The sequence below is a fragment of the Amycolatopsis sp. M39 genome (assembly GCF_001651785.1).
In the GTDB taxonomy this organism is placed as follows: domain Bacteria; phylum Actinomycetota; class Actinomycetes; order Mycobacteriales; family Pseudonocardiaceae; genus Amycolatopsis; species Amycolatopsis rubida.
Genome location: NZ_LWSF01000006.1, coordinates 456,657 through 483,083, shown reverse-complemented (window position 1 = coordinate 483,083; position 26,427 = coordinate 456,657). Strand labels below are relative to the sequence as shown.

Sequence of the window (26,427 nt, the reverse complement as noted above, 5' to 3'; positions counted from 1 at the left end):
CACTAGCACACTGTTGAGTTCTCAAGCAACACACCCCGAACCACACCCGAACCCCTGCAAGGGCGGGCCTGACCGAAGCGATCATTCCTAGCAGTTTTTTGGTGGGACACCCACTCAATCACCCCAGAGGCGAGAGCTTGGTTCGTGTCCCGGCGGCCACCCGGTTTCCCTGGCGACTTGAAGAACTTTACACGCCCTCCCAAGGCCCGAAACAGGGGGGTCCCTTAACCGCGTTCCCGCAGGTCGGAGCCCCTGTTTCGGGCCGAGGGCGGAGCTCAGCCCCCGACGCGGACGCCGGCGACCGTGCGCTTGCCCTTGCGGACTACGAGCCAGCGGCCGTGGAGGGCGTCGGAAGCCGAGGGCTTCCACTCCTCGTCGGCGATCTTCACGTTGTTCACGTACGCGCCGCCCTCCTTCACAGTCCGCCGCGCCGCGCCCTTGCTGTCCACCAGTCCCCCGGCGAGCAGCAGGTCGACGATCGTCGCGTCGCCGGCGGGCTCGACCTGGCCGTTCGGGACCTCGGCCATCGCCGCGTCGAGCGTCGGGCCGTCGAGGCCGGTCAGCTCGCCGCGGCCGAACAGGGCCTGGCTCGCCGCGATGACCTGGCGCGTCTGGTCCTCGCCGTGCACCAGGTTCGTGAACTCCTCGGCCAGCCGTTTCTGCGCGGCGCGCAGGTGCGGGCGCTCCTCGGTGTCCTTCGCCAGCGCGTCGATCTCCTCCTGGTCGAGGAAGGTGAACAGGCGCAGGTAGCGGAGCACGTCGGCGTCGCCGACGTTCACGAAGTACTGGTACCAGGCGTAGGGGGAGGTCAGCTCCGGGTCGAGCCACACGTTGCCGCCGCCGGTGGACTTGCCGAACTTGCGGCCCTCGGCGTCGGTGACCAGCGGCGCGGTCAGCGCGTGCGCGGCGCCGCTTTCGACCCGGCGGATCAGGTCCACGCCGCCGACGAGGTTGCCCCACTGGTCCGAGCCGCCGACCTGCAGCTTGCAGCCGTGCTTGCGGTACAGCTCCAGGTAGTCCTGCGACTGCAGCAGCAGGTAGCTGAACTCCGTGTAGGACATGCCGTCGCCCTCGAGCCGGCGCTTGACCGTCTCCCGGTTCAGCATCACGTTCACCGAGAAGTGCTTGCCGACGTCCCGCAGGAATTCCAGCGTGTTCTGCTTCGAGGTCCAGTCGAGGTTGTTCTCGACGATCGCGCCGGTCGGCGAATCGTCGAAATCCACGAACCGCTCCAGCTGCCCGCGGATCCGTCCGGCCCAGTCGGCGACGACGTCCAGGGTGTTCAGCGTGCGCTCGCCGTTGTCGCGCGGGTCGCCGATCATCCCGGTGGCACCGCCCGCCAGCACGATCGGCCGGTGCCCGGCGCGCTGGAACCGCTTGAGCATCAGCAGCGGGACGAGGTTGCCGGCGTGCAGGCTGGGCGCGGTCGGGTCGAAGCCGCAATAGAGCGTGAGCGGGCCGCGGTCGAGTTCTCGGCGCAAGGCGTCGATGTCGGTGGATTGCGCGATCAGGCCGCGCCAGGACAACTCGTCAAGGATGTGCTCACTCACACCTGTAGATGATCCCCCACCTGGTCAAACGACTATCCCGCGGGTCGCACCTGCCGGCGTTTCCCGCCGCGGCGGTAGGTCGAGACGGCTGGTGAGCCGTCGATCCAGAACCGCCACGGCGTGTCCATCGCCATCGCGACGCCGACGCGCGGGCCGGTGCGCACGTTGCCGGCGGGCACGCGCTCGCCGGCACGCAGCCGCACCGGCGACTGGGGATCGGTGAGATCGAGACCGTTCTGCTCGCGGGCGAGACCCAGCACCGAGGTGAGGATGGCCGGGCCTTTGGCGAGTTCGCCGTTGCCGCGCGCGTTCGGCCTCCGCTTCCGCACGATGTCCGCGCCCTCGACGACCTCGCCGGCGCGCAGCAGCACCGCGCCCGGCTGGCCGTCCTCGGTGCCGACGACGTTCGCGCAGAAGTGCATGCCGTAGACGAAGTACACGTAGAGGTGCCCGGCCGGACCCCACATCACCGCGTTGCGCGGGGTCTTCCCGCGGTAGCAATGCGAAGCGGGATCGTCGAGCCCGCGATAGGCCTCGACCTCGACGAGCCGCACCCCGACCCGGCCTTCGGGCGCGTCGGCCTCAAGGACGGCGCCGAGCAGCAGCCGAGCCAGGTCGACCGGGTCCAGTGCCAGTTCTTCGCGCCGGAACAACCGGTCCACACGCACTCCCCTCGTCAGGCCGCCAGCCTAACCAGCGGCCCGCCGGCAGATCACTTCAGCCACTGCCGATGCGCCGCGACGCGTTCGACCAGGCGCTCCCGCTGCTCGGCGACCCGGTCCGGCGCGGTGCCGCCGCGAGCGTCGCGCGAACGCACCGAACCTTCGACGGTGAGGACTTCGCGCACCGCCGGGGTGAGCGCCGGGTTGATGGCCTGGAACTCCTCGTCGGTCAGCTCGTCGAGCCCGGCCCCGCGGGCCTCCGCGACCCGCACGCTCTCCCCCGCCGCTTCGTGCGCGACGCGGAACGGCACGCCCTGGCGCACCAGCCATTCGGCGATGTCGGTGGCCAGCGTGAACCCGGCCGGAGCCAATTCGGCGAGCCGGTCGGTGTGGAAGGTGAGCGTGCCGAGCATCCCCGCGATCGCCGGGAAGAGCAGCTCCAGCTGCTCGACCGAGTCGAAGACCGGTTCCTTGTCCTCTTGCAGGTCGCGGTTGTACGCGAGCGGCTGGGCCTTGAGCGTGGCGAGCAAGCCGGTGAGGTTCCCGATCAGCCGTCCGGCCTTGCCGCGGGTCAGCTCCGCGACGTCCGGGTTCTTCTTCTGCGGCATGATCGAGCTGCCGGTGGCCCACGCGTCGTCCAGCGTGACGTAGCCGAACTCGGCGGTGTTCCAGATGATCACCTCTTCGGCGACCCGCGACAGGTTCACCGCGAGCATCGCGACGGCGAACGCGAACTCGGCGACGAAATCGCGCGAGGCGGTGCCGTCGATCGAGTTCTCCACGCTGGTGTCGAAGCCCAGCTCAGTGGCCACCGCTTCCGGGTCGAGACCGAGCGACGAACCCGCCAGCGCGCCCGAACCGTACGGCGATTCCGCGGTGCGGGCGTCCCAGTCGCGCAGGCGGGAGACGTCGCGCAGCAGCGACTGGCCATGGGCCATCAGGTGGTGCGCCAGCAGAACCGGCTGCGCGTGCTGCAGGTGGGTGCGCCCGGGCAGGATCGCGTCCGGGTGCCGGGACGCCTGCGACACCAGCGCGTCTATCACGTCGAGCGTGCCCGCGACCACCCGGCGCGCGGCGTCGCGCAGCCACATGCGGAACAGCGTCGCGACCTGGTCGTTGCGGGAACGGCCTGCCCGGAGCTTGCCGCCCAGTTCGGCGCCGGCACGTTCGAGCAGACCGCGTTCGAGCGCGGTGTGCACGTCCTCGTCGGCGACCGTCGGCGTGAACTCGCCGGACGCGACGTCCTGCGCCAGCGTGTCGAGCGCGTCCAGCATCCCGGCCAGTTCCGCTTCGGTGAGCAGACCCGCCTTGTTCAGCACGCGGGCGTGCGCGCGCGATCCGGCGATGTCGTAGGGCGCCAGGCGCCAGTCGAAGTGGGTCGAGGCGCTCAGGGCCGCCATCGCCTCGGCCGGCCCGCTGGCGAACCGGCCGCCCCACAGCTGCACCGGCTGGTCTTTCCCGCTCACGTTCTGCCTCTCTCGTCCGGCGTCTCAGGACGCCTGGGTGCTCGGATGCTGGGTGTTTCCCAGCGGAGTCTGCCCGGTCGCGCGGCGGTACCGCCGTCCGACCGGGCGAAGCCGCCTCCCGGGGAGGCCGGCGACGGTCGCGCTGCCCGCGTGCAGCACCAGCCGCACCTCGCCGGACACGCGCTCCTGCGCCCGCCGGACGAACGCGTCCAGCGGCTCGCGCAGCGGCGAAAACCACAATCCGTCGTGGACCAGTTCGGCCCACCGGCGGTCGACGCCGCGTTTGAACCTCGCCAGATCACGGTCGAGCATGACTGATTCCAGCTCCTGGTGCGCGGCGATCAGCACCGCCGCGCCCGGTGCGTCGTAACCGTCCGCCAGCTCGAACCGGCCGACCCCGTGCGCTCCGGCCCGGTGGCCGAGCCGCTGCACCGCCTCGGCCACGCTGACCGTCTCGCCGTCGACCGCGACCGGCACGCCCTGCTCGAAGGTGACGACGATTTCGTCCGGCATGCCGAGGTTCACCACGGCGTCCTCGGTCCAGCGGTAGCCAGAGCCCGCGGCCCGGCCCCACAAAGTCCGGCTCGTCGACAGTTCCTGCCCGCCTCGAATGCCGAGTTCGACGATCTCGAAATCCGGCGCGAGTGTCGCGATCATGCCGGACAACGCGCCGCCGCCGCCGTGCGCGACGGCCGAGGCGTTCCGGTCCCTCGCGGTCGCGACGAGCGTGCTCGCCAGCAGCGGCCGGGCCAGCGCCTCGACCAGCGGGCACCGGTCGAGGATCAGCGCATTCGCCTGCAGCGCAAGCAAACAGTAGTCATTCGCGAATTCCTCGCGAACGTCCGCGACCACGGTCTCGCTGGCCCCGCCGGCCCTCGCCTGCCTCCGCAGGGCGCACAAATCGACGTCACCCGCACCGAAATCCGCCGCGACAGCGACCACTTCGCCTTGTCCAGCAAGGAGTTCCAGCGCGGCCGAGGAGCCGGGCCCGCCCGGAAAGGCGAGCACGACCCGCCGGGTCACGGCTCGCCTTCCGCCGAACCTTGCGCGAGCGCGGTGAACCGCTCGGCGAGGTCTCGTCCGGTGAGCGGTTCACGCGCGATCACCGCGACTGTGTCGTCGCCCGCGATGGACCCGACGACCTCCTCCAGCGCGGCCCGGTCGATCGCGCTCGCGAGGAACTGCGCGGCGCCCGGCGGCGTGCGCAGCACGGTGAGGTTGCCCGACGAATCCGCCGACACCATCAGTTCGGCGAGCAGCCGGGACAGCCGCGAGGTGCCGCCCTGGACACCGCGCACGGGACTGCCGTCCTCCGGGATGACGTAGACCGGCGCGCCCGAGTCGGCGCCACGCAGCTTGATCGCGCCGAGTTCGTCGAGGTCGCGCGACAGCGTCGCCTGAGTGACCTCGATCCCCTCGGCGGCCAGCAACCGCGCGAGCTCCGTCTGGCTGCGGATCGCCATCGTGGACACCAGTTCGGTGATCCGCGCCTGGCGCCCGACCCGGCTGCTGGTCATCGGCCGTTCTGCCCGAACAGCCAGACCAGCAGCGCCTTCTGCGCGTGCAGCCGGTTCTCCGCCTCGTCCCAGACCGCGCTGGCCGGGCCGTCGAGCACCTCGTCGGTGATCTCCCAGCCGCGGTGCGCGGGCAGGCAGTGCAACACGATCGCCTCGTCGGCGGCGCGCTTCAGCAACCCGGCGTTGATCTGCAGCGCACGGAACGGGCCGACCCGGTCGAGACCGTCGTTTTCCTGGCCCATCGACGTCCAGGTGTCGGTGACCAGCACGTCCGAGCCGTCGACGGCCTCGTGCGCGTCGGTGTAGACGGTCGCGCTGCCGCCGGTTTCGGCGCCGCGCTGCTTGGCGTCGAGCATCACCTGCTGATCGGGCTGGAACCCCTCCGGCGACACGACGCGCACGTTCATCCCGGCAGTGGTGCCGCCGAGCAGCAGCGAATGCGCCATGTTGTTGGCGCCGTCGCCAAGGTAGGTGAGCGTGAGGCCGGCGAGCTTGCCCTTGCGCTCGCGGATGGTCATCAGGTCCGTGAGCACCTGGCACGGGTGGAACTCGTCGGTGAGCGCGTTGACGATCGGGATCGACGCTACCGACGCCATCGAGTCGATGCGCTTCTGCGCGAAGGTGCGCCACACGACGGCGTCGACATAGCGGGACAGCACGCGCGAGGTGTCCTCGATGGTCTCCTCGCGGCCGAGCTGCATCGAGCGGCCGTCGACGATCACCGGATGCCCGCCGAGCTGGCTGATGCCGACCTCGAACGAGAACCGGGTGCGGGTGGAGTTCTTCTCGAAGATCGCGGCCACCGTGGCTCCGGCGAGCGCCTTCGTGCCGAGCGGGTCGGCTTTCAGCCGGTCGGCGAGGTCGAGCAGAGCGGTCTGCTCGGCGGGGGTGACGTCGTCGTCGCGGAGGAAGTGGCGAGGCATCAGTCGGATTCCTTCGTGGTGGTGGAGTCGAGCACGCCCGGAAGGGCGGCGAGGAAGCCGTGCGCCTGCTGCTCGTCGAGCACGAGCGGCGGGGCGAGCCGGACGGTGTCGGCGGCGACCGGGTTGACGAGGTATCCCGCCTCCTGCGCGGCCTTCGCGACCGCCGCGGAAACCGGTTTCCGCAACCCGATGCCGAGCAGCAGCCCCGCGCCGCGGACTTCGGACACGAGCGGGTGCCCGAGCGCCTCGGCTCCCGCGGCGAGGTCCTTGCCGAGCGCGGAAACGTGGTCGAGCAGGTCGTCCCGGACGATCGTGCGCAGCACCGCCAGCCCGGCCGCGCAGCACACCGGGTTGCCGCCGAAGGTCGTGCCGTGCTGGCCTGGCTTCAGCAGGTCGCCCGCCGCGCCGACGCCGATCACCGCGCCGAGCGGAAGCCCGCCGCCGAGCCCCTTCGCGAGCGTGACCACGTCCGGCACGATCCCGGCCTGCTGGAAGCCGAACCAGGTCCCGAGCCTGCCGATCCCGGTCTGCACCTCGTCGAGCACGAGCAGCGCACCGGCGGCCTTGGTGATCTCGCGCGCCGCGTGCAGGTAGCCGTCCGGAGCCGGGATCACCCCGGCTTCGCCGAGCACCGGCTCCAGGAAGACAGCGGCGGTCTCGCCGTCCACGGCGGCCCGCAACGCTTCGACGTCACCGTAGGGAACATGCGTGACGCCCGGAACCAGCGGCTCGAACGCCTCGCGCTTCGACGGCTGCCCGGTGAGCGACAGCGCGCCCATGGTGCGGCCGTGGAACGCGCCCTCGGCCGCGACGACCTTGCCGCGGCCGGTGAGCCGGCTGATCTTCAGCGCGGCTTCGTTCGCCTCGGCGCCGGAGTTGACGAACAGGACTCTTCCTTGCCCGTTCAGGCCCGCGACGTCGAGAAGGGTTTCGGCGAGTTCGACCGCGACCGGGTTCACGTACAGGTTCGACGTGTGCCCCAGCTTCGAGATCTGCTCGGTGACCGCGCGCACCACCTCGGGGTGGGCGTGGCCGAGAGCATTCACCGCGATGCCGCCGACCAGGTCGACGTACTCGGCGCCGTCCGCGTCCCACACTCGCGCGCCTTCGCCGCGCACCAGGGTCAGGCCGGGGGTTCCGTAGTTGTCCATGACGGCCGACTGCCAGTGCTGCTGGCCGTCCGCATTGGACTTGAGGGTAGTCACTCGTGCTCCGTTCCGGGAGGCGCCGCCTCGGGCAGCACCATGGTGCCGATGCCGCGCGAGGTGAAGACCTCGAGCAGCACCGAATGGGCGAGCCTGCCGTCGATGACGTGGGCACCGCGCACGCCGCCGCGCACCGCGCGCACACACGCCTCCATCTTCGGGATCATGCCGTTGGCCAAGCCGGGCAGCATGCGTTCGAGACGGTCGACGGGGATCCGGTCGATCAGCGACGACCGGTCCGGCCAGTCGGCGTAAAGGCCTTCGACGTCGGTGAGCACGACGAGCTTCTCCGCGCCGAGCGCCGCGGCGAGCGCGCCCGCGGCGGTGTCGGCGTTGACGTTGTGCACCACGCCGTCGATGTCGGGAGCCACCGTGGACACCACCGGGATGCGCCCGGCGTTCACGATGTCGAGGACCGCGTCCGGGTTCACCGCGGCGACCTCGCCCACGAGGCCGATGTCCACCTGCTCACCGTCCACAGTGGCCTGTTTGCGCTGGGCGGTGAACAGCCGCGCGTCCTCGCCGGAAATGCCGACCGCGTACGGGCCGTGCGCGTTGATCAGGCCGACCAGCTCGCGGCTCACCTGTCCGACCAGCACCATGCGCACGATGTCCATGGTTTCCGGCGTGGTGACGCGCAGCCCGCCCTTGAACTCCCCCGGCACGCCGAGCCGGGAGAGCATCGCGCTGATCTGCGGGCCGCCGCCGTGCACGACCACCGGGTGCAGCCCGGCCAGCCGCAGGAACACCATGTCCTGCGCGAAGGCGGCCTTCAGCTGATCGTCGATCATCGCGTTGCCGCCGTACTTGACCACGACGGTCGCGCCGTTGAACCGCTGCAGCCACGGCAGCGCTTCGATCAGCACCCCGGCCTTCTCGGCCGCGCTGGTGAGCCGTTCGTCGGCGGAGACGAGCCTTCCGGTATCCGTCATGACGAGTACGCGCTGTTCTCTTCGACGTACGCGTGCGAGAGGTCCGTGGTGTAAATCGTCGCCTCGCCTGAGCCGACGCCAAGATCCACGACGACGTCGATGGCCCGCCCGGACAGGTCGGCCGCCGACCGGTCCTCGGCCGTCGTTCCGCCCGCGAACAAGGTGACGCCGTTGATCGCGATCGACACCGTTTCGGGGTCGATCTGCGCAGGTGCGCGGCCGAGCGCCATCGCGATCCGGCCCCAGTTGGGATCGGACCCGAACAAGGCGGTCTTGACCAGGTTGTCCTCGGCGACCGTCCGAGCCACGACGATCGCGTCGGCTTCGGACGCCGCACCCTTCACCGTGACATCGACATCCTTGGTGGCGCCTTCGGAATCAGCCCGCAGTTGCAGCACCAGGTCGTGGCTGACCTTCGTGAGCAGCTCGGTCAGCTCGGCCTCGGTCGGCTCCACGCCGCTCGCACCCGACGCGAGCACGAGCACCGTGTCGTTGGTCGACGTCCCGCCGTCCACGTCGAGCCGATCGAACGTGACGTGCGTGGCGGCGCGCAGCGCACGGTCGAGAGTTTCCTTGTCCGCCACGGCATCCGTGGTCAGCACGGACAGCATCGTCGCCAGGTTCGGCGCGAGCATCCCCGCGCCCTTGGCGAACCCGCCGACGCTCCACCCGGATTCGTGCCGGGCGAACGCCTGCTTCGGCTTGGTGTCGGTGGTCATGACGCCGGTGGCCGCGTTGAGCGCCGCTTCCGGACCGGCGTCCAGCGCCTTGACCGCACTGTCCACACCGGACAGAACGGCGGGCATCGGCAGCCGCTCGCCGATCAGGCCGGTGGAGCACACCGCGACCTCGATCGCCCCGGTGCCCAGCACTTCGGCGACCTTCTCCGCGGTGGCGTGCGTGTCCTGGAACCCGCCCGGCCCGGTGGCCGCGTTCGCCCCGCCCGAGTTGAGCACGACGGCCTTCAGCTTCTGCTGCTTCAGCACTTCCTGCGACCACAGCACCGGCGCGGCTTTGATCACGTTCCGGGTGAACACCCCCGCCGCGACGTCGAGCGGGCCGTCGTTGACGACCAGCGAAAAGTCGAGCGCGCCGGAGGCTTTGATCCCGGCGGCCACGCCCGCGGCGCGGAAACCCTTCGGTCCGGTGACGGTCACGGTGCCACTCCCACGGTGGAAAGTCCGGTGGCCTCGGCGAAACCGAGCGCCAGGTTCATCGACTGGACGGCACCGCCCGCGGTGCCCTTGGTGAGGTTGTCGATCGACGTGACGACGACCAGCCTGCCCGCGTCGGCGTCGATCCCGAGCTGGAGCTGGACGTTGTTCGAGCCGACCGTGGCGGCGGTCGTCGGCCAGGTCCCTTCGGGCAGAACCTGGACGAAGGGCTCAGCGTCGTAAGCCTTCTCGTACACCGCGCGCGCGGCGGCCTCGTCGACGTCGCCCGCGAGCTGAGCACTCGCGGTCGTGAGAATGCCGCGCGGCATCGGCGCGAGCACCGGCGTGAACGACACGGTCACCGGCTTGCCCGCCGCACCGGAGAGGTTCTGCACGAACTCCGGCGTGTGCCGATGGGCTCCAGCGACGCCGTACGCACTCGCGTTGCCCATGACCTCGGACCCGAGCAGGTTCGGTTTCAGGCTCTTGCCCGCACCGGAAGTCCCCGTCACCGACACCACGGTGACCGCCGGCTCGATCAGCCCCGCCGCCAACGCCGGGGCCAACGCCAGCGACCCGCCGGTCGGGAAGCAACCCGGAACCGCGATCCTCTTGGTCCCCACGAGCTTCTCGCGCGCACCAGGCAGCTCGGGCATCCCGTAGGGCCACTGCCCCGCGTGCTCGCCGGAGTACCACCGTCGCCAGTCCCCCGCGTCCGCGAGCCGATGGTCGGCCCCGAGGTCGACCACGAGCACGTCCGGCCCGAGCTGCGCCGCGATCTCGGCCGAGCGGCCGTGCGGCAGAGCGAGGAACACGACGTCGTGGCCCGCGAGCGTCTCCGCGTTCGTCTCAAGCAGCACCCGCCCGGCCAGCGGGACAAGGTGCGGCTGGTGCGTGCCCAGCGTCGTCCCCGCGCTGCTCGCCGCCGTGAGAGCGCCGATCTCGACCTCGGGATGGGTCAGCAGCAGGCGCAGCAGTTCGCCGCCCGCGTACCCGCTGGCACCGGCTACCGCGATCTTCACCGTCATACGAATGATTATGCACGAGCGTGCAAGCTCAAACAAAGAGGGTTTGCTCACCCTGGCCGTCCCCTCCCCAGGACTTCCGTGGATCCCGTGTGTTCTCCAGGCTGTTTCCGGTGCCGCGACAGGCCGGTCAGCCCCGAGCGACGGTGTGCCGATGCGATCCGAGACGGCAGGACTTCCGCCCAGGCACAGGCAACGGCTCCCTGACTCGCGTGAAACGACCGAGCCGCCCGAACAGTCGGACCCGTCAGCCGCGAACTGGCGGCACGGCTTATCCGCTTGTCCGCACGCTCCGCGTGCGAGACGGCCGCACTGGCTGTTCGATGACGAGACAAGCTGCCTACCGGACAAGCACGCCGCCCGCCCGTCCGGCGGTGCCGCCAAACAGGCCGTTCAGCCGCCGGAGCCCGCCGAGCCGCCCAGCACAGACCACCCGGCACCGCAGGTCGCCCGGCCCGCCCAGCCACAGCCACGCGGATCGTTCGGCTGCCCGAACCTGCCCCCTCCAAGTCGTCTGACCAGCTCGCAGGCCGTCTGCCCGATACCCGAGCCACCAGTCCACCAGTCCACCAGTTCCGGGCACGCCGCCCGTCCTGGGACCCAATCCGCAAGTCCCGCGCATACGCCATCAGTTCCGAGTACGCCGCCCGTCCGAGTACGCCGCCCGCCTTGGGTGGTCAAGCAGACGGTGGGGTGCCCACCGACCGCCCTGGAACCCATGGCCGCGCGGTCCGCGCCCACGCCACTAAGCACGCGCACGCCGCCCGCTCCCGGGGCCAAGCTGCCAGCCCGGCACCCATCACGCGCCCCGAAACCTGTGCCGCAGATCCCGCGCACGCCGCTCGCCAGGAACCCATGCCGCAGATTCCGCGCGCACACCACCAGCCCGAGGGCCCACGCCGTAATCCGGCACGCAGCCACCGCCACGCCGGGCCCGCCTCGGCATGCGAACCCGGCGGGCACTCGTCAGTCCACCCCCTCCTCCGCTTCGCGAAGACTCGGCGGTGTCGGCAGATGATTTCCCGGATGTTCCGGATCGCACCCGACCCTCGGCAGCCGCGCCCGGATCCCACCGGGCGTCCGCGCGAAATGGCGCGCCAGTGCGGTCACCGAATCCCCGGCGAGCCAGCGGGCCTCCAGGTCCGCGTCCATCTCGTCGGTCCACGGCCTGCCCTGCTGGGCCGGGCGTCCGCGCGATCTTCGCCGCGAGCCGCCGCCCGCGAAGGTGCGCAGGCTCGTGTCGAGCAGATCCGCGACGGTCGCCACGGATGTCACGTCGAGTTCGAGTCTGCCCTCGACGACGGGTTCGCCGTCCGGCCGTTCGCCGCCGACCGTGACGGTGACTCGCTCCGGTTCGCCGTCCTCGGTGCGGGTGATGACGGCGACCTGGTACTGGACATCTCCTGACCGGACCTCGGTCCGGTGCTCCTGAATGATCGTCATGGCCGCGAAGGTATCCGCGACCCCCGACAATTTTCGATCACTTAACGCGATCGGGTGACTGCGGTCCGAAATTGTCAGACCCCCGTCGTAGCGTCTCCGGCGACCCGAAAAACGACCGAGGGGGATCGGTGGACCAGCGGAAAAGAACAGTGCCCCGGCCTGGCAGACCAGACCGGGGCACCGCGAAGGACGACTCAGAAACGCAGCAGCCCGGCGAGCAGGCTCTGCTTCTCCTCCGCCGCGGCCTTGGCTGCGGCATCAGCCTTCTGCTGCGCGCCGGAGGCGACCGGAGACGGAACCGGCTGCGGAACCGAAGCGCACTGGACGTCGGAGCGGTCGCCTCGCACCCGCTTCGGCAAGGCTCCGGTGGCGAGGTAGTCAGCGACCTTGTCGTCCACGCACGAAACTCCGGAGAGCGATCCGGCGTGCGTCGTCCCGCCAGGCGCGCTGATGAGGCTCGAACGCGGGTAGCGCTTGCGCACTTCGAGGCTGCCCGTGTATGGCGTCGCCGCGTCGAGTTCTTCGCTGATCAGCAGCGCACCGCTCGCCTTCGACCCGTCGATGTCCACCGGCTTGCCCGGCTTCGCGGGCCAGTTCAGGCAGGTCGCGTTGTACCAGGTGTTGCTCCAGGTCTCGAAGGGCGCGTGGGTATGGGTGGCCCAGGCGTCGCGGCGCCAGCGGTTCCAGTCCCGCGGCCATTGCGCGTCGGTGCACTGCACCGCGTTGTAAACCGCGTAGCCGTTGTCGTCGCCGGGCGCGTTCGACTTGTCGTACAACGCTTTCAGCGTCTGCCAGTCGCCGCGGTGGACCCATCCGTCGAACGCCTTGGCCATGTCTTCCCAGCCGAACACGTAGTAGCCGGCCTGGAGGAAGACGTCGGTCCACTCGTCGCCGCCGATCACGCCGCCCGCCGGGGCACGGTCGAGCTTCCGCTGCTGCGCGTACCAGAGCTGTTCGACGGCCGAACCGGTCTTGCCGAGGTGGTAGACGTTGTCGTACTTCGCGAGCCAGCCGAAGTAGATCTTGATGTTGCGATCGAAGGCGACGTCCTGGTCCAGGTTGGCGTCGTACCAGACCTTGCGCGGGTCGACGTTCCCGTCGAGCACCATCCGGCGCATGCGGTCCGGGTACAGCGTGCTGTACACCTGCCCGAGGTAAGTGCCGTACGAGAATCCGTAGTAGTTGATCTGCTTCTGGCCCAGCGCCTTGCGGAGGCTTTCCATGTCCTGCGCGACGTCAGTGGTCTTGATGTGCCCGAGCAGCGGGCCGTTCTTCGCGCAGGCCTCGGCGTAGCCCTTCGTGCGGGCGCGCCAGGCGGTCTCCAGCTGCGGGGTCTTCGGCACGTAAGCCGGGCGGACAGGAGCGAAGTAGTTCCCGTCGCACGTGAGCGCCGGTTTGCTGGAGCCGACGCCGCGAGGATCGAAGCCGATCCAGTCGTAGCTGTCTCCCGCGTGCTTCGGAACGTTCCGGCCGAGCACCGAAAGACCGAGCCCGGAGCCTCCTGGCCCGCCCGGGTTCACCAGCAGCACGCCCTGGAACTTCGCGGTCTTGTGCTTCACCCGGGAGACGGCGATCTGCACAGTCTCGCCCGATGGCTGCGCGTAATCCATCGGGGCCGTCAGGAATCCGCATTCGGCTCCCGCCTTGGCGAGACTCGGTGCCGAACACGATCCCCACTTGATCGGCGGCGGCGCGTAGCCCGGCCCTTCGGGCTGCACCGCGGTGGCGGCGGGTGCGACAGCCAGCATTCCGGCCGCGACAGCGGCGGCGGCCAGCGCGGTGACGATTTTCCTCACAGTGGTCCTTTGCGTCCGACGGCAACCAAGGCTCGTCGAAGCTACCGGCTGCGCGGCAGAATCTCGTTTCCCGACACGAGCCGCGCTGTCCCCCGATCGTCGGGATCCGAGACGATGGAGGTGGTCCTCAATGGATGCGGGCGAAGCATTGATCACCGCGGTGCGGACGGGGCTCGCCGAGCTGGCGGACCCGGTCAAGGCACCGGAAATGCAGGCGTACATGAAGTCCGCCATGCCGTTTCGCGGCGTACCGAAACCGCCGCGCGGCAAGCTCATGAAGACGGTCCTGGCCGAGCATGTCCTGCCCGATCGAGTGACATACGCCGGGACCGTGCTCGCGTTGTGGCGGGAAGCGGAGTACCGCGAGGAGCGGTACGCGGCGATCGATCTCTCCGGGCACCGCGCCTACCGGCAATGGCAGGACCCGGAACTGCTGGAGATGTACGACGAGCTGATCGTCACCGGGGCGTGGTGGGACCACGTCGACGAGGTCGCGATCCGCCGCGTCGGGCCGATCCTGCGCGAGTACCGCGTGGCGGTCACGCCCGTTCTGCGCCGCTGGATGACAGACGCTGATCGCTGGCGCCGGCGGACTGCGGTGATCTGTCAGGTCAGCGCGAAGGGCGAGGTGGACCAGGAGCTGCTCGCCGACGCGATCGAGGCGAACCTCGACGATCGGGATTTCTTTCTGCGCAAGGGAATCGGCTGGGCGCTGCGGGATCATGCTCGCGCCGAGCCGGAGTGGGTCCGCGCGTTCGTCCTCGCGCACCCGGGGCTGTCCCCGCTGTCCGCACGGGAGGCGATGAAGCACCTCAGGTGAAGCGGAACCGTTCGAGGGAAAGGAAAGGAGGGTGCCATGACACCAGCGCTCCCCCGCCCCGGCTGACCGGCCGGTGGCCGGAGCGCGGGACGGGGACAGCGTCGGATCAGGCGCGGAGCGTCGCTCCGAAGCGCTCGCCGGCAGCGGCGACCGCGGCGTCGCGGGCCTTGGTGGCCTCGTCGACGGTCAGGGTGCGGTCCGCGGCGCGGAAGCGGAGCTTGTACGCCAGGGAACGCTTGCCTTCGCCGAGCTGCTCGCCGGTGTAGACGTCGAAGAGGGTGATCTCCTCAAGCAGTTCGCCCGCACCTTCGCGGAGCACGTCGGCGAGGTCGGCGGACGGGACGTCCGTGCCGGCGACCAGCGCGACGTCCAGCAGCACCGGCGGGTAGGCCGAGATGCTGGGCGCCGGGCGGGAGTCGGGCAGCGGGATCGCGTCCAGGTCGAGTTCCATGGCGACCGTGCGCGGTGGCAGGCCGAGGGCCTCGACGACCTTCGGGTGCAGTTCGCCCGCGTGGCCGACCGGCCAGTCGCCCACGCGCAGCTGGGCGCAGCGGCCCGGGTGCCACGGCAGCAGGTCGGCGGCCTGCACCGTGAGCTGCACGCCTGCGGCCTCGGCCACCAGGCGCGCGGCCTGCACGGCGTCGGCCCAGCCTGCCTGGTCGCCCTTGCCCCACCAGCCGGCGCGCGGGCGCTGGCCGGTGAGCACGACGGCGACGTGCACCGGCTGCGCGGGCACGGCGGCCTCCAGCACGGCGAGGTCCTCGTCGCTCGGGCGGCGCTCGACGCCGAGGTCCGGGACCTTGAGCTGGTTCGGCTTCGGCAGCACGACCTGGCCGACGTGGAACAGCGACACGTCCTTCAGGCCGCGGGAAACGTTGCGCTGCAACGTCTCCAGCAGACCCGGCAGGAGAGTGGTCGCCATCCGGTCGTGGTCGGCTTCGAGCGGGTTCTGCACACGCACCGTCGTGCGGCGGATGTCGTCCTCGGGCAGGCCGAAGGCGTCCCACACCGCGTCGCCGATGAACGGGAACGGGCGCACCTCGACGTAGCCCGCCTCGGCGAGTGCGCCGGACACCGCGCGGCGGCGGCGCTGGGCGTCGGTGAGACCGCGGCCCGCGGGCGCGGCGGGCAGGACCGACGGGATGCTGTCGTAGCCCTCGAGCCGCAGGACCTCCTCGACGAGGTCGGCGGGCTGCACGAGGTCGCCGCGCCAGCTCGGCGGGGTCGCGGTGACCAGGCCGACGCCCTGGTCGCTCGTGCTGAGCTGGACCTTGCAGCCGATCTGGCCGAGCCGCCGCACCGTGACGCCGCGTTCGTAGCGCACGCCGGCGATCTGGTCGGGCAGGTTGATCGGCATGGTCACCGGGGCGTGCGGGGCGACGCCGCCGACGTCGGTGCGGCCCGGGCGGATCGCGCCGTCGCCGTACTGGCGCAGCAGCCGCGCGGCGAGTTCCACCGCGGCCGCGCACAGCGCCGGGTCGGTGTAGCGCTCGAAGCGCTTCGCCGCCTCGGAGAACAGCTTGTGCCGACGCGCGGTGCGGCTGATCGACGCCGGGTTCCAGTGCGCCGCCTCGAGAAGCACGTCCGTGCTCTCCGGCGTGATCTCCGTGCTCGCGCCGCCCATCGTGCCGGCTAGGGAGATGACGCCGCTGTCGTCGGCGATCACGATGTCGTCCGCGTCGAGGGTGCGCTCGACGTCGTCGAGGGTGGTGAGCTTCTCCCCCGCCTTCGCGCGGCGAACCACCAGGTCGCCCTGGACGGAGCCGGTCGCGAACGCGTGCAGCGGGTGGCCGAGTTCGAGCATCACGTAGTTGGTGACGTCGACCGCGAGGGAGATCGACCGGATGCCGGCCAGCATCAGGCGGCGGCGGATCCGCCACGGCGTCGGCGCGGTCGCGTCGAGACCGGTGACGCGGCGGAGCACGAACCGCGGGCAGCCCTCGGGGTCCTCGACCCGGACCGGCCAGGCCTCGCCCTCGGCTTCCGGGAAGTTGTCGAGCATCGCCGGGTCGCCGAACGGCACGTCGAGCGCGTTCGACAGTTCGCGCGCCAGGCCGCGGATCGACAGCGCGTAGCCGCGGTCCGGGGTCGGCGTGACCTCGATGACCGTGTCGTCGAGGCCGAGCAGTTCCTTCGCGTCGTCGCCGGGGCTCGCCGTGCCCGGCGGGAGCACGAGGATGCCGCTGTGGTCGTCGCCGAGGCCGAGTTCGGCCGCCGAGCAGATCATCCCGTCGCTGACCTTGCCGTAGGTCTTGCGCGCGGCGATCTCGAAATCGCCTGGCAGGACCACGCCCGGCAGAGCGACCACGACGAGGTCGCCCTCGGCGAAGTTGCTCGCGCCGCAGACGATGCCGCGTGTCTTGATGCCGTGCGGGCCCTCGTTCTCCAGCGGGCCGTCGTCCTCGTCTTCGTCCTCTTCGGACAGGTCCGCGTCGTCGGGCTCCGGGTCGGGTTCCTCGCCGACCTCGACGCGGCAGAACCGCACCGGCTTCTTGAAGCCGGTCAGCTCCTCGATCTCCGCGACGCGGCCGACCACGAGCGGGCCGGTCACCGGGCCGAGTTCGCTGAGTTCGTCGACCTCGATCCCGATCCGCACGAAGGCGTCGGCCAGGTCCTGCGGCGTGACGTCGGCATCCACCTCGAGATGCTCGGTCAGCCAGCTCACCGGGACTCGCACTACGCCTCCGTTCCGAAGGGAAGGGTGAACCGGACGTCGCCTTCGACCATGTCGCGCATGTCCGGGATGCCGTTGCGGAACTGCAGGGTCCGCTCGATGCCCATGCCGAACGCGAAGCCGGAGTACATCTCCGGGTCGACGCCGCACGCGCGCAGGACGTTCGGGTTGACCATGCCGCAGCCGCCCCACTCGACCCAGCCGGGGCCGCCCTTCTTCTCCTCGAACCAGACGTCGACCTCCGCCGACGGCTCGGTGAACGGGAAGAAGTGCGGGCGCAGCCGCGTCGTGGAGCTCTCGCCGAACATCGCGCGGGCGAACGCGTCGAGCGTGCCCTTGAGGTGCGCCATGGTGAGGCCCTTGTCGACGGCGAGGCCTTCGACCTGGGTGAACACCGGCGTGTGCGTGGAGTCGAGTTCGTCGGTGCGGTAGGTGCGGCCCGGGCACACGACGTACACCGGCAGGTCGCGGTGCAGCAGGCTGCGGGCCTGCACCGGCGAGGTGTGCGTGCGCAGCACCAGGCCGGAGCCTTCCTCGCCGGCGTAGAACGTGTCCTGCAGCTGGCGCGCCGGGTGGTCCTTGCCGAAGTTGAGCGCGTCGAAGTTGAACCACTCCGCTTCGAGCTCGGGTCCTTCGGCGACCTCGTAGCCCATGGCGACGAAAACGTCGGCGATGCGCTCGGACAGCGTGCTGATCGGGTGCCGGGCTCCGCGCGGGACCTGGTCCCACGGCAGCGTGACGTCGACGGCCTCCTCGCGAAGCACGCGCTCGTCGCGCTCGGCCTGCAATGCCGCGCGCCGCGCGTCGAACGCGGACTGCACCGCCTGGCGGGCCTCGTTGACGCGCTTGCCGGCGTCGGCCTTCTCCTGCTTCGGCAGCGCGGCGATTTCCCGGCGCGCGAGCAGCACCGGCGACTGGTCCCCGAGATGGGCCGGTTTGACGGCGGCGAGCGCGTCCAGGTCGGCCGCGCCGGCGAAGGCGTCCTCGGCCGCCTTGATCGCCGCGCGCAGGGTCTCCGGTGCGAGCACGTCGACCGGCTGTTCTGTGGCTCCGGACATGACTCCTCGGCGTCCGCTGGGACTGGTGTTGTCGGCGGCACGCGGGCATGCCGCCGCACGTGCACATCGGGCAGCTCAGTCTAGGGGATCGGGCGCCGGGGCCGGCCGCTCACCCTCCGCTTCCGGAGCGGCTGCGCCGGATCCGGCCCGTGATCACGACTGACCGTCGCGCGGGACCCGAACGGAGGTCAGCGAATCAGGTGAGCACCGCCCCTCGGCGGGCCTGCCCGGGACGCCCTCCCGGGTGGCCGCGGAGCGGATCGGCCGGGCGAGATTTCGGGAGTGATCGGCGCCGCGAAGGCGAGACCTGGGATTGCCGGGCCGGAAGCACGACGCCCAGCAAGGCGTCCCCCACGGGCCGCCCGCGGCCAGTGCAAAGACTCATGACCCTCTGGCGAGGCGTCCCGTACAACGAGTCCCCCGCAGGTGGCTGGCGCGGCGTCCCCACAACGGGTCCCCCGCAGGTGGCTGGCGAGGCGTCCCGTACAGCGGGTCCCCCGCAGGTAGTGCGAGAGACACTGGCGACGCGGACTGCTGTCAGCCAATCAGGAACTGCTCGCGACCGGCCACGTACCTCGGGATAGCGGAGGCAGAACAGCCGAAACAGCTCGGCGGACGAGAAGCTGACACGGTGGCGCGCCCGGTACCAGCCCGCGCTGCGAAACGGGCTGCTGCCGGATCAGAGGCGGAAGCAGCTGGTCGTCTGGCGGATCAGAGCTTTTTCGTCATCGGGGATGCCGACTTCGATCGCCCGCAGTCTGAGCCGCGGGGGGTCCTCGCAGAGGCGGCTCGTGAACATGCGGCGCCGTTCGGCCAGGTTCCGGGCAGGCCGCGCCGGATCGCTTGTCCGCCAGGCGAAACTCTCGCCCGGTGTGCTCCGGCCATCGATCGTCGCGTGGCGGAACTCCGGTTTCGGGACCAGCCAGACGACCCGGTCCGGGACATCCGGCAGGAGGCGCGCGAGGTCCGGAAGCCGTCGACGACGCAGGGGTCCGCGCCACGGCGAGGAGGTCTTCGGCAATCAGCCCGGAAGCCTCGCCGCGGAACCAGTGGAAGGCTCCAGCTGGGCGTCCGGGAAGCGACGGACCCAGCGTTGGTCCATGTCCATGGCCAGGAGGGCGTGCCAGTACGGAGCCGCGGCGGGCGGCGGGGCGGCTAGGTGGCGGGCGATCGTTGATTCGCCTGTGCCGGGGTGCCGCCGGTCCAGCGGACGTGCCGGAGATCCGGCAGAGTCAGCGGTGTGCGGCCATCGCCGCGGTGTAGGCGCAGACGGCGGCGGCGGTAGCCAGGTTGAGGCTTTCCGCCTTGCCGTACAACGGGATCCGGACCGCTTCGTCGACCGACGAGAGGACGTCCTCGGGCAGGCCGTGCGCCTCGTTGCCGAAGATCCACGCCACCGGGTCTCCGAAGCGGACAGTCTCGAGCGAGGTCGAGGCGTAACCGTGCGCGGCGAGCGTGCGGAGGCCAGCCGAGCGCAGGGCAGTCAGGACTGACGGGATGTCGCGGGCGCGGGCCAGCGGGACGTGGAAGGTCGAACCGGCGGCGGCGCGGACGCTTTTGCCGTTGTGCGGGTCGACGGTGTCGCCGGCCAGGACTACCGCGTCGGCGCCAGCGGCGTCGGCCACGCGGATCACGGTGCCCGCGTTGCCGGGTTCGGCGACGTCGACCAGGACCACCACGAGCCGGGCCGAGGCGAGGACTGTCTCCAGTGGACGGTCGACCAGTGAGCAGACCGCGATGATTCCTTGCGGAGTCACGGTTTCCGACAAGCCCGCGGCGGCGCGGTCGGTGATCGGCGACACACGGGGAGCCGACGCGACCAACGAGGGGTGCGCGGCGGCGGCGCGTTCGGTCACGAAGAGTTCGTGGACCGTCCCATAGGACAGCGCCGAGGTGACCGCGTTGGCCCCTTCGGCCAGGAAGCGGCCGGTTTTCTCTCGTTCCGCGCGCCGGGTCAGTTTGCGCGCGGCAACGACCCGGGGGGTCCGTTCGGTGAACGGATCCGCCCCGGGCCGGAAAATGCTGCCGGTCAGGCCGACTTCGCTTCGCCGGTCGTGACGTTCGCCTTGGCGAGCTCGGCGAGCGCGGTGAAGGCGGCCGCGTCGTTGACCGCGAGGTCCGCGAGGATCTTGCGGTCCACCTCGACACCGGCGGCCTTCAGGCCCTGGATGAACCGGTTGTAGGTGACGCCGTTGGCGCGAGCGGCCGCGTTGATGCGGGTGATCCACAGCTGGCGGAAGTCACCCTTGCGCGCGCGGCGGTCGCGGTAGGCGTAGTTGAGCGAGTGGAGCGTCTGCTCCTTGGCCTTGCGGTACAGCCGCGAACGCTGGCCGCGGTAACCGCTGGCCAGTTCGAGAGTCGCGCGACGCTTCTTCTGGGCGTTGACCGCCCGCTTGACGCGTGCCACTGGTCCATCCTGTCGAATTCGGGGGGTGCGAGGACCCCGGGGTGGTCGGGAAAGGGTGCGGGCCTCAGCGGCCGAGCAGGCGCTTCACGCGGCCGACGTCGCTCTGGGCGACCTCGGTGGTGCCCTCGAGACGGCGGGTGAGGCGGTTGGACTTCTTCTCCATCAGGTGGCGGCGGCCGGCCTTCTGGCGACGCAGCTTGCCCGAACCGGTGATGCGGACCCGCTTCGACGTGCCCTTGTGCGTCTTCATCTTCGGCATGGTTGTTCGTCCTCTTCCGTGCGGCGGCACACCGGAAAACCGGTGTGCCGCTGACTGTGCTGGTCGGCGCCGGGCGCGCTTACGCCTCGGGAGCCGGTTCGGCCTTGACGGCCTTCGGCTTCACGTTCTTGTGCGGGGCCAGCACCATGATCATGTTGCGTCCGTCCTGCTTCGGCGACGATTCCACGAAGCCGAGCTCGGTGACGTCGTCGGCGAGCTTCTGCAGGAGCCGGAAACCGAGCTCCGGCCGGGACTGCTCGCGACCGCGGAACATGATCGTGACCTTGACCTTGTTGCCCGCCGCCAGGAACCGCGACACGTGACCCTTCTTGGTCTCGTAGTCGTGCTGGTCGATCTTCGGCCGCAGCTTCTGTTCCTTGATGACGGTCAGATGCTGGTTGCGGCGGGAGTCGCGGGCCTTCTGGGCGCTCTCGTACTTGAACTTGCCGAAGTCCATGAGCTTGGCCACGGGCGGGCGGGCCTGCGGGGCCACCTCGACGAGGTCGAGGTCCGCCTCCTGCGCAAGCCGCAGCGCATCTTCGATCCGGACAATGCCGACCTGCTCGCCGTTGGGGCCGACGAGCCGGACTTCCGGCACCCGGATGCGGTCGTTGATGCGTGTCTCGGAGCTGATGGGGCCTCCTTGGTCCGAGTGATGTTTTCTCGTTTCGACCTGGTGCCCACACGATTCAGGCCCCGCTCGCCGGCTGCTGCCGGTGCACGGGGCCCGCTCTGTCTCCGATCGCGCCCGGCCGGACGGCCGAACGCTTCGCCTCCGCAGTACGCTGCCAGAACGGCAATGCACCACTTCGGCGAGACCGGACCCGGACACCTGAGGCGGTGACGCGGGTGGGAGCGGGGCTCCACTTGCCGCCCCCGATCGCTCGGGAGCTGGTCGCACGTGGAAGGGTACCAGACGTGTCAGAACAACCTTCGCCACCGCCCCCGTATTCCCCCGACGACCGCGGGCTCGAGGAGATCCCGAGCGTCGAGGTGATCAGCCGCGCCGCGGTGATGCTGCTGTCCGCGGGGGCCGAACGCCTCGGCCTCGCCGACGCCGACCCGGAGAACTCGCCGCACCGCGACCTCGACGAGGCGCGCCGCCTCATCACCGCGCTCGCCGGGCTCGTGACCGCCTCCGCGGAGTACCTCGGCCTGCACGCCGGGCCCCTTCGCGACGGGCTGCAGTCGCTGCAGAAGGCGTTCCGCGAGGCGTCGGTCGTGCCGGACCCGCCGGGCCAGGGGCCGGGCGAGAAGTACACCGGGCCGGTGCACTGAGCCGGAAGCCCTCCCGGGAGACATCCGAAGACCCGCCTCACGGCATCGCCGGGCGGGTCTTCGCCGTTTCCGGGCGAAGGCTGGCGGCAATTGTTTCCGGCCGAAGGCGCGCTGGATAGAGCCCCGGGCGCGGCTAAGGACCCGGGTGCGCCAGATCGGAGCAGGCACAGCCGCAGCACGCCATCCGCGTGGCACTGATCGACGCCCGGCAGCTCGGTGCCGGAGTTCCGCCCCGGGATCCGCGAGGGTCCGGCAGCTCGCCATGACCGCGCTCCGGTGCCCGCAGCACGTCGGGTGACCGTGCCGAGGACCGGCTGGCAGGGGTCCGTGAGTGTTGTAGCGGTTCTAACTGGCACAAACACTCACGCTGCCCTACGCGCGCACCAAGCCCGCGTCAGTCGTATCCCGTCGTCCGGACCGTTGCCCTCAGCAGTCACCGACATCTAACATGTTAGATGTGAGTGCACTTCCCAAAGTCTCCCGGTCGCTGCTGCGCGACGAGGCGTACGAGCGCATCCGGCACGCCATCATCGACGGCAGCCTCCCGCCGGGCACTCCCCTGCGCGACGCCGACCTCGCCGAACAGCTCGGGCTTTCCCGCGCCCCGGTCCGGCAGGCGCTGCTGCGGCTGGCCGAGGACCGGCTGGTCGTGTCGAAGCCGCAGAGTTACACGAGGGTCGCCGAGTTCGACGCGGGCGACGTCCGCGATGCGGTCCGGCTCGTGCGGGCGCTGCACGAGCTGGTCGTGCGCGAAGCCCGGCTCGGCACGGAGCAGATCGCGGAAATGCGCGAAGCCAACGACCGGTTCCGCTCGGCCGTCGCCGAGGGAGACGTCGGCAAGGCGNCAAGGCGATCGAAGCCGACGACGAAGTGCACGACATTCCGGTGCGCGCGTGCGGAAACCGGGCGGTCGCGGCGACGCTCGACCGGTACACGCCGTTGCTGCGCCGTCTCGAATACGCGCGGTTCAGCTCGCTGCCCGCGCATCGCTCGGTCGCGCGGCACGAAGAACTCATCGCCGCGCTGGAAAGCGGCGACGAGAAAACCGCCGCGCAGCTCACTTCAACGATTTGGACCGACCTCGAAGCCCTCCTGGAGGACGCGTGAGCCTGGCTGAATTCCCCCGTTTCCCGTTGCTCGTCGGGCCTTCGCCGGTGCACCGGCTGGACCGGCTCAGCGAACACCTCGGCGGCGCGGCCGTCTGGGCCAAGCGCGAGGACCTCAACTCCGGCCTCGCCTACGGCGGCAACAAGACGCGCAAACTGGAGTACCTCGTCGCCGACGCGCTCGCCGAGGGAGCGGACACGCTCGTCTCGATCGGCGGCGTGCAGTCGAACCACACGCGCCAGGTCGCGGCCGCGGCGGCGCGGGCCGGAATGAAAGCCGTGCTGGTGCAGGAAAGCTGGGTCGACTGGGCCGATCCGCTGCACGACAAGGTCGGCAACATCCAGCTGTCGCGGATCCTCGGCGCGGACGTCCGGCTCGTCGACGCCGGGTTCGGCATCGGCTTCAAGGAGAGCTGGGAGCAGGCGCTGGCGGAGGTCGAGGCGAACGGCGGCACGCCGTACGCGATCCCGGCCGGCGCGTCGGACCACCGGCTCGGCGGGCTCGGCTTCGCGAACTGGGTCCTGGAACTCGGGGAACAGGAACGCGAACTCGGCGTCTTCTTCGACACTGTCGTGGTTTGCTCGGTCACCGGCAGCACGCAGGCGGGGATGCTGGCCGGAGCGGCGGCGAGCGGGAAGCCGCGGCGGATCCTGGGAATCGACGCGTCGGCGAAGCCCGAGGAGACGCGCGAGCAGATCGGCCGGATCGCGAAGAGCACCGCGGGGCTGATCGAGGCCGGGCCGGTCGAAGACGCAGAACTCGACGAGCGTTTTCACGCGGGCGGCTACGGCATTCCGGACGAGCGGACGCTTGAGGCGATCCGGACTGCCGCGCGGCTGGAAGGCATGATCACCGACCCGGTGTACGAGGGGAAGTCGATGGCCGGGCTGATCGAGCTCGTGCGCAGCGGTGAGATCGCGAAGGGGTCGAACGTGCTGTACGCGCATCTTGGCGGACAGCCTGCGATCAACGCGTATACGAGCGTGCTGGGGTGAGGGCGCTCGTGAGTGGCGATCGCGGTCAGAACCGTGATCGCCACTCACGACCGAGGTCAGTCGAGGACGGCTAGCACGTCGATCTCGACCAGGAGCCCGGCGGGCAGCCCGACGTACACCGTGGTGCGGGCCGCGTGCGGGGCTTCGCCGATCAGCTCGTTGTAGACCTCGTTGAACGCGGCGAAGTGGCTGGTGTCGGTGAGGTACACACGCACCATCACCGCGTCGGCGAAGCCCGAGCCCGCCTCTTCGAGCAGCGCGGTCAGGTTCTTGAACACCTGCCGGGTCTGGCTCACGACGTCGTCGCCGACGATCTCGTTCGTGGCCGGGTCGAACGCGACCGCGCCGGCGACCTGGAGGATGTTCCCCTTGCGGACGGCCTGCGAGAAGTTCGCCGGCGGCTTCGGCGCGTTCTCGCTGGTGATCGCCGTCTTGCCCATCATTGCCCCTTTCCGTTCCCCGTCCATCCACTGTGGACGGAAGCTTCTTCCGCGGCGGCCAGCAGCTCGGGCACGAGCGCCAGCAGCCCGTCGTGGTCCAGCAGCACCTTCGGCACCGACATCGACGCCGCGGCGAGCACTTCGCCGCCCGCGCCGCGCACCGGCGCGGAAACGCAGTGGATGAAGTCCTCGTGCTCGGCATTGTCCACCGCGTACCCGCGCTCAGCGACCTGGTCCAGTTCGGCCAGATACGCCTCGGGCGTGGTGATGGTGTTGGCGGTGAGCACGACGTAGTCGATCGCGCGGGCGACTTCTTCGCGTTTCGCCCGCGGCATCGCCGCCACCAGCACCTTGCCGACCGCGGTGCAGTGCAGCGGCGCGCGTTTGCCGACCCGCGAGTACATCCGGACCGCGTGGTGGCCTTCGAACTTGTCGATGTACACCACCTCACCGTCCTCATAGGACGCCAGGTGCACGGTGTGCCCGGTGCGCTGATTCAGCGCGGCGAGCGCCTCGTGCGAACTGCGCCGGACGTCGCGATCCTCCAGCGCCTGGTTGGCGAGGTCGAAAAGCGCGCTGCCGAGCCGGTAGTGCCGGGCCCCTTCGCGCCGCACGAAATGGTGCGATTCGAGGGTGCGCAGCAGCCGCAGCACGGTCGTCTTGTGCACGCCGATCTCTTCGGCCAGCTCGTCGAGCGTCTTGCCGCCGCGAGCGAGACCGCCCAGCAGTGTCAGCGCGCGGTCGAGACTTTGGCTCACGTGGCCACCACTCCCTCTCCGGTGAGCCGGACCGAACTCCAGCCGTCGGCGTCCGCCTGCACCAGTTTCGTCACGACGGCCTCGGCCAGCGGCACGCCGACGTCGGCTTGAGTCAACAGTGTCGCGGCAGCTTGCAGGTGACCGCGCCGGAGCCTCGTCAGCGGATCGGCGCCGCGCAGAGTCGCGGCCAGGAATCCGGCGGCGAAGGCGTCTCCGGCACCGACGGGCTCGACGACATCGACCCGAAGCGCGGGTGAGAACAGCGGTTCGGCCGAGCCCTCGACGAGCGTCGCGCCGCGTTCGCCGTGCTTGACGACCAGTGTGCGCGGACCAGGCAGAAGGGCGCGCAGCCGCACCGGATCGCCGGTGCCCCACACGCGTTCGGCCTCGTCGTCGCCGGTCAGCACCAGATCGGCCTTCCCGGCCAGTTCGGCGAGCACGGACTGGTCTCGTCCGGTCCACAGCGCGGGGCGGTGATTGACGTCGAACGACACGAGCAGGTCGCCGCGCGGCCGGTCGAGCAGCGCGCGGACGAGTGCGAGGCAGCTGTCCGAGAGCGCGGGCGTGATCCCGGAGAGGTGCAGCACGCGAACGCCGGAGAAGTCCAGCTGGGACACCAGTTCCGGGCCCATCCCGGACGCGGCGGAACCCGAGCGGTAGTAGCGGACGGGGCTGCCGCCCGCGCTGCTTTCCTTCACGTACAGCCCGGTCGGACGGGCCGGGTCGAATACGACGCCTCGGACGTCCACGCCCGCCGACGCGATCTCGCGGACGAGCGCGCGGCCGAACGGGTCGTCGCCGACCGCGCTGACCCATCCGCTCGGCACGCCGAGCGCGGGCAGGTGGCACGCGACGTTCGACTCCGCGCCGCCGATGGTGCGCAGCCAGGTGCGCACCTCGTCCGGCGGGCCGGGTTCGGCGGGCACGAACAACGCCATCGACTCGCCGATGCAGAGCA

The 26,427-nt window shown here is 70.6% G+C and carries 24 protein-coding genes and 1 pseudogene; 4 read left to right on the top strand and 21 right to left on the bottom strand.

What is annotated here, in order from left to right:
* Positions 1-275: 275 nt before the first annotated feature.
* The 12 genes from tyrS to A4R44_RS19320 form a co-directional block, all read right to left on the bottom strand.
* Positions 276-1,550 (bottom strand): tyrosine--tRNA ligase, encoded by a 1,275-nt coding sequence (gene tyrS, locus A4R44_RS19375; protein WP_067582242.1) that lies wholly within the window; start codon positions 1,548-1,550, stop codon positions 276-278.
* A gap of 32 nt (positions 1,551-1,582) precedes the next feature.
* Complete coding sequence (locus tag A4R44_RS19370; protein ID WP_067582239.1) at positions 1,583-2,218, bottom strand: DNA-3-methyladenine glycosylase; 636 nt, start codon at positions 2,216-2,218, stop codon at positions 1,583-1,585.
* A gap of 44 nt (positions 2,219-2,262) precedes the next feature.
* Complete coding sequence (gene argH / locus A4R44_RS19365; RefSeq protein ID WP_067582235.1) at positions 2,263-3,678, bottom strand: argininosuccinate lyase; 1,416 nt, start codon at positions 3,676-3,678, stop codon at positions 2,263-2,265.
* Positions 3,679-3,702: 24 nt separating this feature from the next.
* Positions 3,703-4,701, bottom strand: a complete 999-nt coding sequence (locus tag A4R44_RS19360) for an argininosuccinate synthase domain-containing protein (RefSeq protein ID WP_067582232.1) — start codon at positions 4,699-4,701, stop codon at positions 3,703-3,705.
* Complete coding sequence (locus tag A4R44_RS19355) at positions 4,698-5,195, bottom strand: arginine repressor (protein ID WP_067582229.1); 498 nt, start codon at positions 5,193-5,195, stop codon at positions 4,698-4,700. The genes A4R44_RS19360 and A4R44_RS19355 overlap by 4 nt, the downstream gene beginning before the upstream one ends.
* Positions 5,192-6,118 carry an ornithine carbamoyltransferase gene (gene argF / locus A4R44_RS19350; RefSeq protein WP_067582226.1) on the bottom strand — a complete coding sequence of 309 codons (927 nt, stop codon included), beginning with the start codon at positions 6,116-6,118 and terminating at the stop codon, positions 5,192-5,194. The genes A4R44_RS19355 and argF overlap by 4 nt, the downstream gene beginning before the upstream one ends.
* A complete protein-coding gene (locus A4R44_RS19345) occupies positions 6,118-7,323 on the bottom strand; it encodes an acetylornithine transaminase (RefSeq protein ID WP_067582223.1) in 1,206 nt (401 codons plus the stop codon). Before A4R44_RS19345 ends, argF begins: the two co-directional genes overlap by 1 nt.
* Positions 7,320-8,255 (bottom strand): acetylglutamate kinase, encoded by a 936-nt coding sequence (argB, locus tag A4R44_RS19340; protein ID WP_067582220.1) that lies wholly within the window; start codon positions 8,253-8,255, stop codon positions 7,320-7,322. The genes A4R44_RS19345 and argB overlap by 4 nt, the downstream gene beginning before the upstream one ends.
* A complete protein-coding gene (gene argJ / locus A4R44_RS19335) occupies positions 8,252-9,412 on the bottom strand; it encodes a bifunctional glutamate N-acetyltransferase/amino-acid acetyltransferase ArgJ (protein WP_067582217.1) in 1,161 nt (386 codons plus the stop codon). The genes argB and argJ overlap by 4 nt, the downstream gene beginning before the upstream one ends.
* Complete coding sequence (gene argC / locus A4R44_RS19330) at positions 9,409-10,437, bottom strand: N-acetyl-gamma-glutamyl-phosphate reductase (protein ID WP_067582214.1); 1,029 nt, start codon at positions 10,435-10,437, stop codon at positions 9,409-9,411. Before argC ends, argJ begins: the two co-directional genes overlap by 4 nt.
* Before the next feature lie 963 nt (positions 10,438-11,400).
* Complete coding sequence (locus A4R44_RS19325) at positions 11,401-11,877, bottom strand: hypothetical protein (RefSeq protein ID WP_067582211.1); 477 nt, start codon at positions 11,875-11,877, stop codon at positions 11,401-11,403.
* A gap of 194 nt (positions 11,878-12,071) precedes the next feature.
* Entirely contained in the window at positions 12,072-13,673 is a 1,602-nt protein-coding gene (locus A4R44_RS19320) for an alpha/beta hydrolase (RefSeq protein ID WP_067582208.1), read from the bottom strand.
* 130 nt (positions 13,674-13,803) lie between these two features.
* Between A4R44_RS19320 and A4R44_RS19315 the strand changes: the two genes are divergently transcribed.
* Positions 13,804-14,493 carry a DNA alkylation repair protein gene (locus tag A4R44_RS19315; protein WP_067582205.1) on the top strand — a complete coding sequence of 230 codons (690 nt, stop codon included), beginning with the start codon at positions 13,804-13,806 and terminating at the stop codon, positions 14,491-14,493.
* Between the two features lie 106 nt (positions 14,494-14,599).
* Here the strand turns inward: A4R44_RS19315 and pheT are convergent, their stop codons facing one another.
* From pheT to infC, 6 genes are all read right to left on the bottom strand, one after another.
* On the bottom strand, positions 14,600-17,170 hold the full coding sequence (gene pheT, locus A4R44_RS19310) for a phenylalanine--tRNA ligase subunit beta (protein ID WP_067582202.1): 2,571 nt from the start codon (positions 17,168-17,170) through the stop codon (positions 14,600-14,602).
* On the bottom strand, positions 17,170-18,225 hold the full coding sequence (gene pheS, locus A4R44_RS19305) for a phenylalanine--tRNA ligase subunit alpha (RefSeq protein WP_067582199.1): 1,056 nt from the start codon (positions 18,223-18,225) through the stop codon (positions 17,170-17,172). Before pheS ends, pheT begins: the two co-directional genes overlap by 1 nt.
* A 1,232-nt stretch (positions 18,226-19,457) precedes the next feature.
* The gene (locus A4R44_RS19295) at positions 19,458-20,246 is read right to left on the bottom strand and encodes a TrmH family RNA methyltransferase (RefSeq protein WP_369805910.1); all 789 of its coding nucleotides are present in this window, start codon (positions 20,244-20,246) and stop codon (positions 19,458-19,460) included.
* A gap of 8 nt (positions 20,247-20,254) precedes the next feature.
* Positions 20,255-20,632 (bottom strand): 50S ribosomal protein L20, encoded by a 378-nt coding sequence (gene rplT, locus A4R44_RS19290; RefSeq protein ID WP_009079612.1) that lies wholly within the window; start codon positions 20,630-20,632, stop codon positions 20,255-20,257.
* A 64-nt stretch (positions 20,633-20,696) separates the two neighbouring features.
* Positions 20,697-20,891 (bottom strand): 50S ribosomal protein L35, encoded by a 195-nt coding sequence (gene rpmI, locus A4R44_RS19285; protein ID WP_067582192.1) that lies wholly within the window; start codon positions 20,889-20,891, stop codon positions 20,697-20,699.
* A 79-nt stretch (positions 20,892-20,970) separates the two neighbouring features.
* The gene (gene infC / locus A4R44_RS19280) at positions 20,971-21,525 is read right to left on the bottom strand and encodes a translation initiation factor IF-3 (protein ID WP_067582419.1); all 555 of its coding nucleotides are present in this window, start codon (positions 21,523-21,525) and stop codon (positions 20,971-20,973) included.
* 284 nt (positions 21,526-21,809) lie between these two features.
* Here infC and A4R44_RS19275 point away from each other — a divergent pair, with 284 nt between their 5' ends.
* The 3 genes and pseudogenes from A4R44_RS19275 (at position 21,810) to A4R44_RS19265 (ending at position 24,271) form a co-directional block, all read left to right on the top strand.
* Complete coding sequence (locus A4R44_RS19275; protein ID WP_067582189.1) at positions 21,810-22,169, top strand: DUF1844 domain-containing protein; 360 nt, start codon at positions 21,810-21,812, stop codon at positions 22,167-22,169.
* A 448-nt stretch (positions 22,170-22,617) separates the two neighbouring features.
* Positions 22,618-23,276 (top strand): annotated as a pseudogene (locus A4R44_RS19270) (GntR family transcriptional regulator).
* Positions 23,273-24,271: a 1-aminocyclopropane-1-carboxylate deaminase gene (locus tag A4R44_RS19265; RefSeq protein WP_067582186.1), complete on the top strand. Its 999-nt coding sequence runs from the start codon at positions 23,273-23,275 to the stop codon at positions 24,269-24,271. Before A4R44_RS19270 ends, A4R44_RS19265 begins: the two are co-directional and overlap by 4 nt.
* Before the next feature lie 56 nt (positions 24,272-24,327).
* On the opposite strand, the gene A4R44_RS19260 is transcribed toward A4R44_RS19265, so the two are convergent.
* Genes A4R44_RS19260 through A4R44_RS19250 form a run of 3 tightly spaced genes read right to left on the bottom strand, consistent with a single transcriptional unit; the run spans position 24,328 to position 26,407 of the window.
* The gene (locus A4R44_RS19260) at positions 24,328-24,711 is read right to left on the bottom strand and encodes a RidA family protein (RefSeq protein ID WP_067582183.1); all 384 of its coding nucleotides are present in this window, start codon (positions 24,709-24,711) and stop codon (positions 24,328-24,330) included.
* Complete coding sequence (locus tag A4R44_RS19255) at positions 24,711-25,469, bottom strand: IclR family transcriptional regulator (RefSeq protein WP_067582180.1); 759 nt, start codon at positions 25,467-25,469, stop codon at positions 24,711-24,713. The genes A4R44_RS19260 and A4R44_RS19255 overlap by 1 nt, the downstream gene beginning before the upstream one ends.
* Complete coding sequence (locus tag A4R44_RS19250) at positions 25,466-26,407, bottom strand: sugar kinase (protein WP_232791670.1); 942 nt, start codon at positions 26,405-26,407, stop codon at positions 25,466-25,468. Before A4R44_RS19250 ends, A4R44_RS19255 begins: the two co-directional genes overlap by 4 nt.
* Positions 26,408-26,427: the final 20 nt, after the last annotated feature.

Coding starts and splice junctions, on each gene's coding strand:
- A4R44_RS19355 (WP_067582229.1), bottom strand. CDS start 5,195: ATGACCAGCAGCCGGGTCGGGCGCCAGGCGCGGATCACCGAACTGGTG.
- argF (WP_067582226.1), bottom strand. CDS start 6,118: ATGCCTCGCCACTTCCTCCGCGACGACGACGTCACCCCCGCCGAGCAG.
- argB (WP_067582220.1), bottom strand. CDS start 8,255: ATGACGGATACCGGAAGGCTCGTCTCCGCCGACGAACGGCTCACCAGC.
- argC (WP_067582214.1), bottom strand. CDS start 10,437: ATGACGGTGAAGATCGCGGTAGCCGGTGCCAGCGGGTACGCGGGCGGC.
- A4R44_RS19325 (WP_067582211.1), bottom strand. CDS start 11,877: ATGACGATCATTCAGGAGCACCGGACCGAGGTCCGGTCAGGAGATGTC.
- A4R44_RS19315 (WP_067582205.1), top strand. CDS start 13,804: ATGGATGCGGGCGAAGCATTGATCACCGCGGTGCGGACGGGGCTCGCC.
- pheS (WP_067582199.1), bottom strand. CDS start 18,225: ATGTCCGGAGCCACAGAACAGCCGGTCGACGTGCTCGCACCGGAGACC.
- rpmI (WP_067582192.1), bottom strand. CDS start 20,891: ATGCCGAAGATGAAGACGCACAAGGGCACGTCGAAGCGGGTCCGCATC.
- A4R44_RS19260 (WP_067582183.1), bottom strand. CDS start 24,711: ATGGGCAAGACGGCGATCACCAGCGAGAACGCGCCGAAGCCGCCGGCG.
- A4R44_RS19250 (WP_232791670.1), bottom strand. CDS start 26,407: ATGGCGTTGTTCGTGCCCGCCGAACCCGGCCCGCCGGACGAGGTGCGC.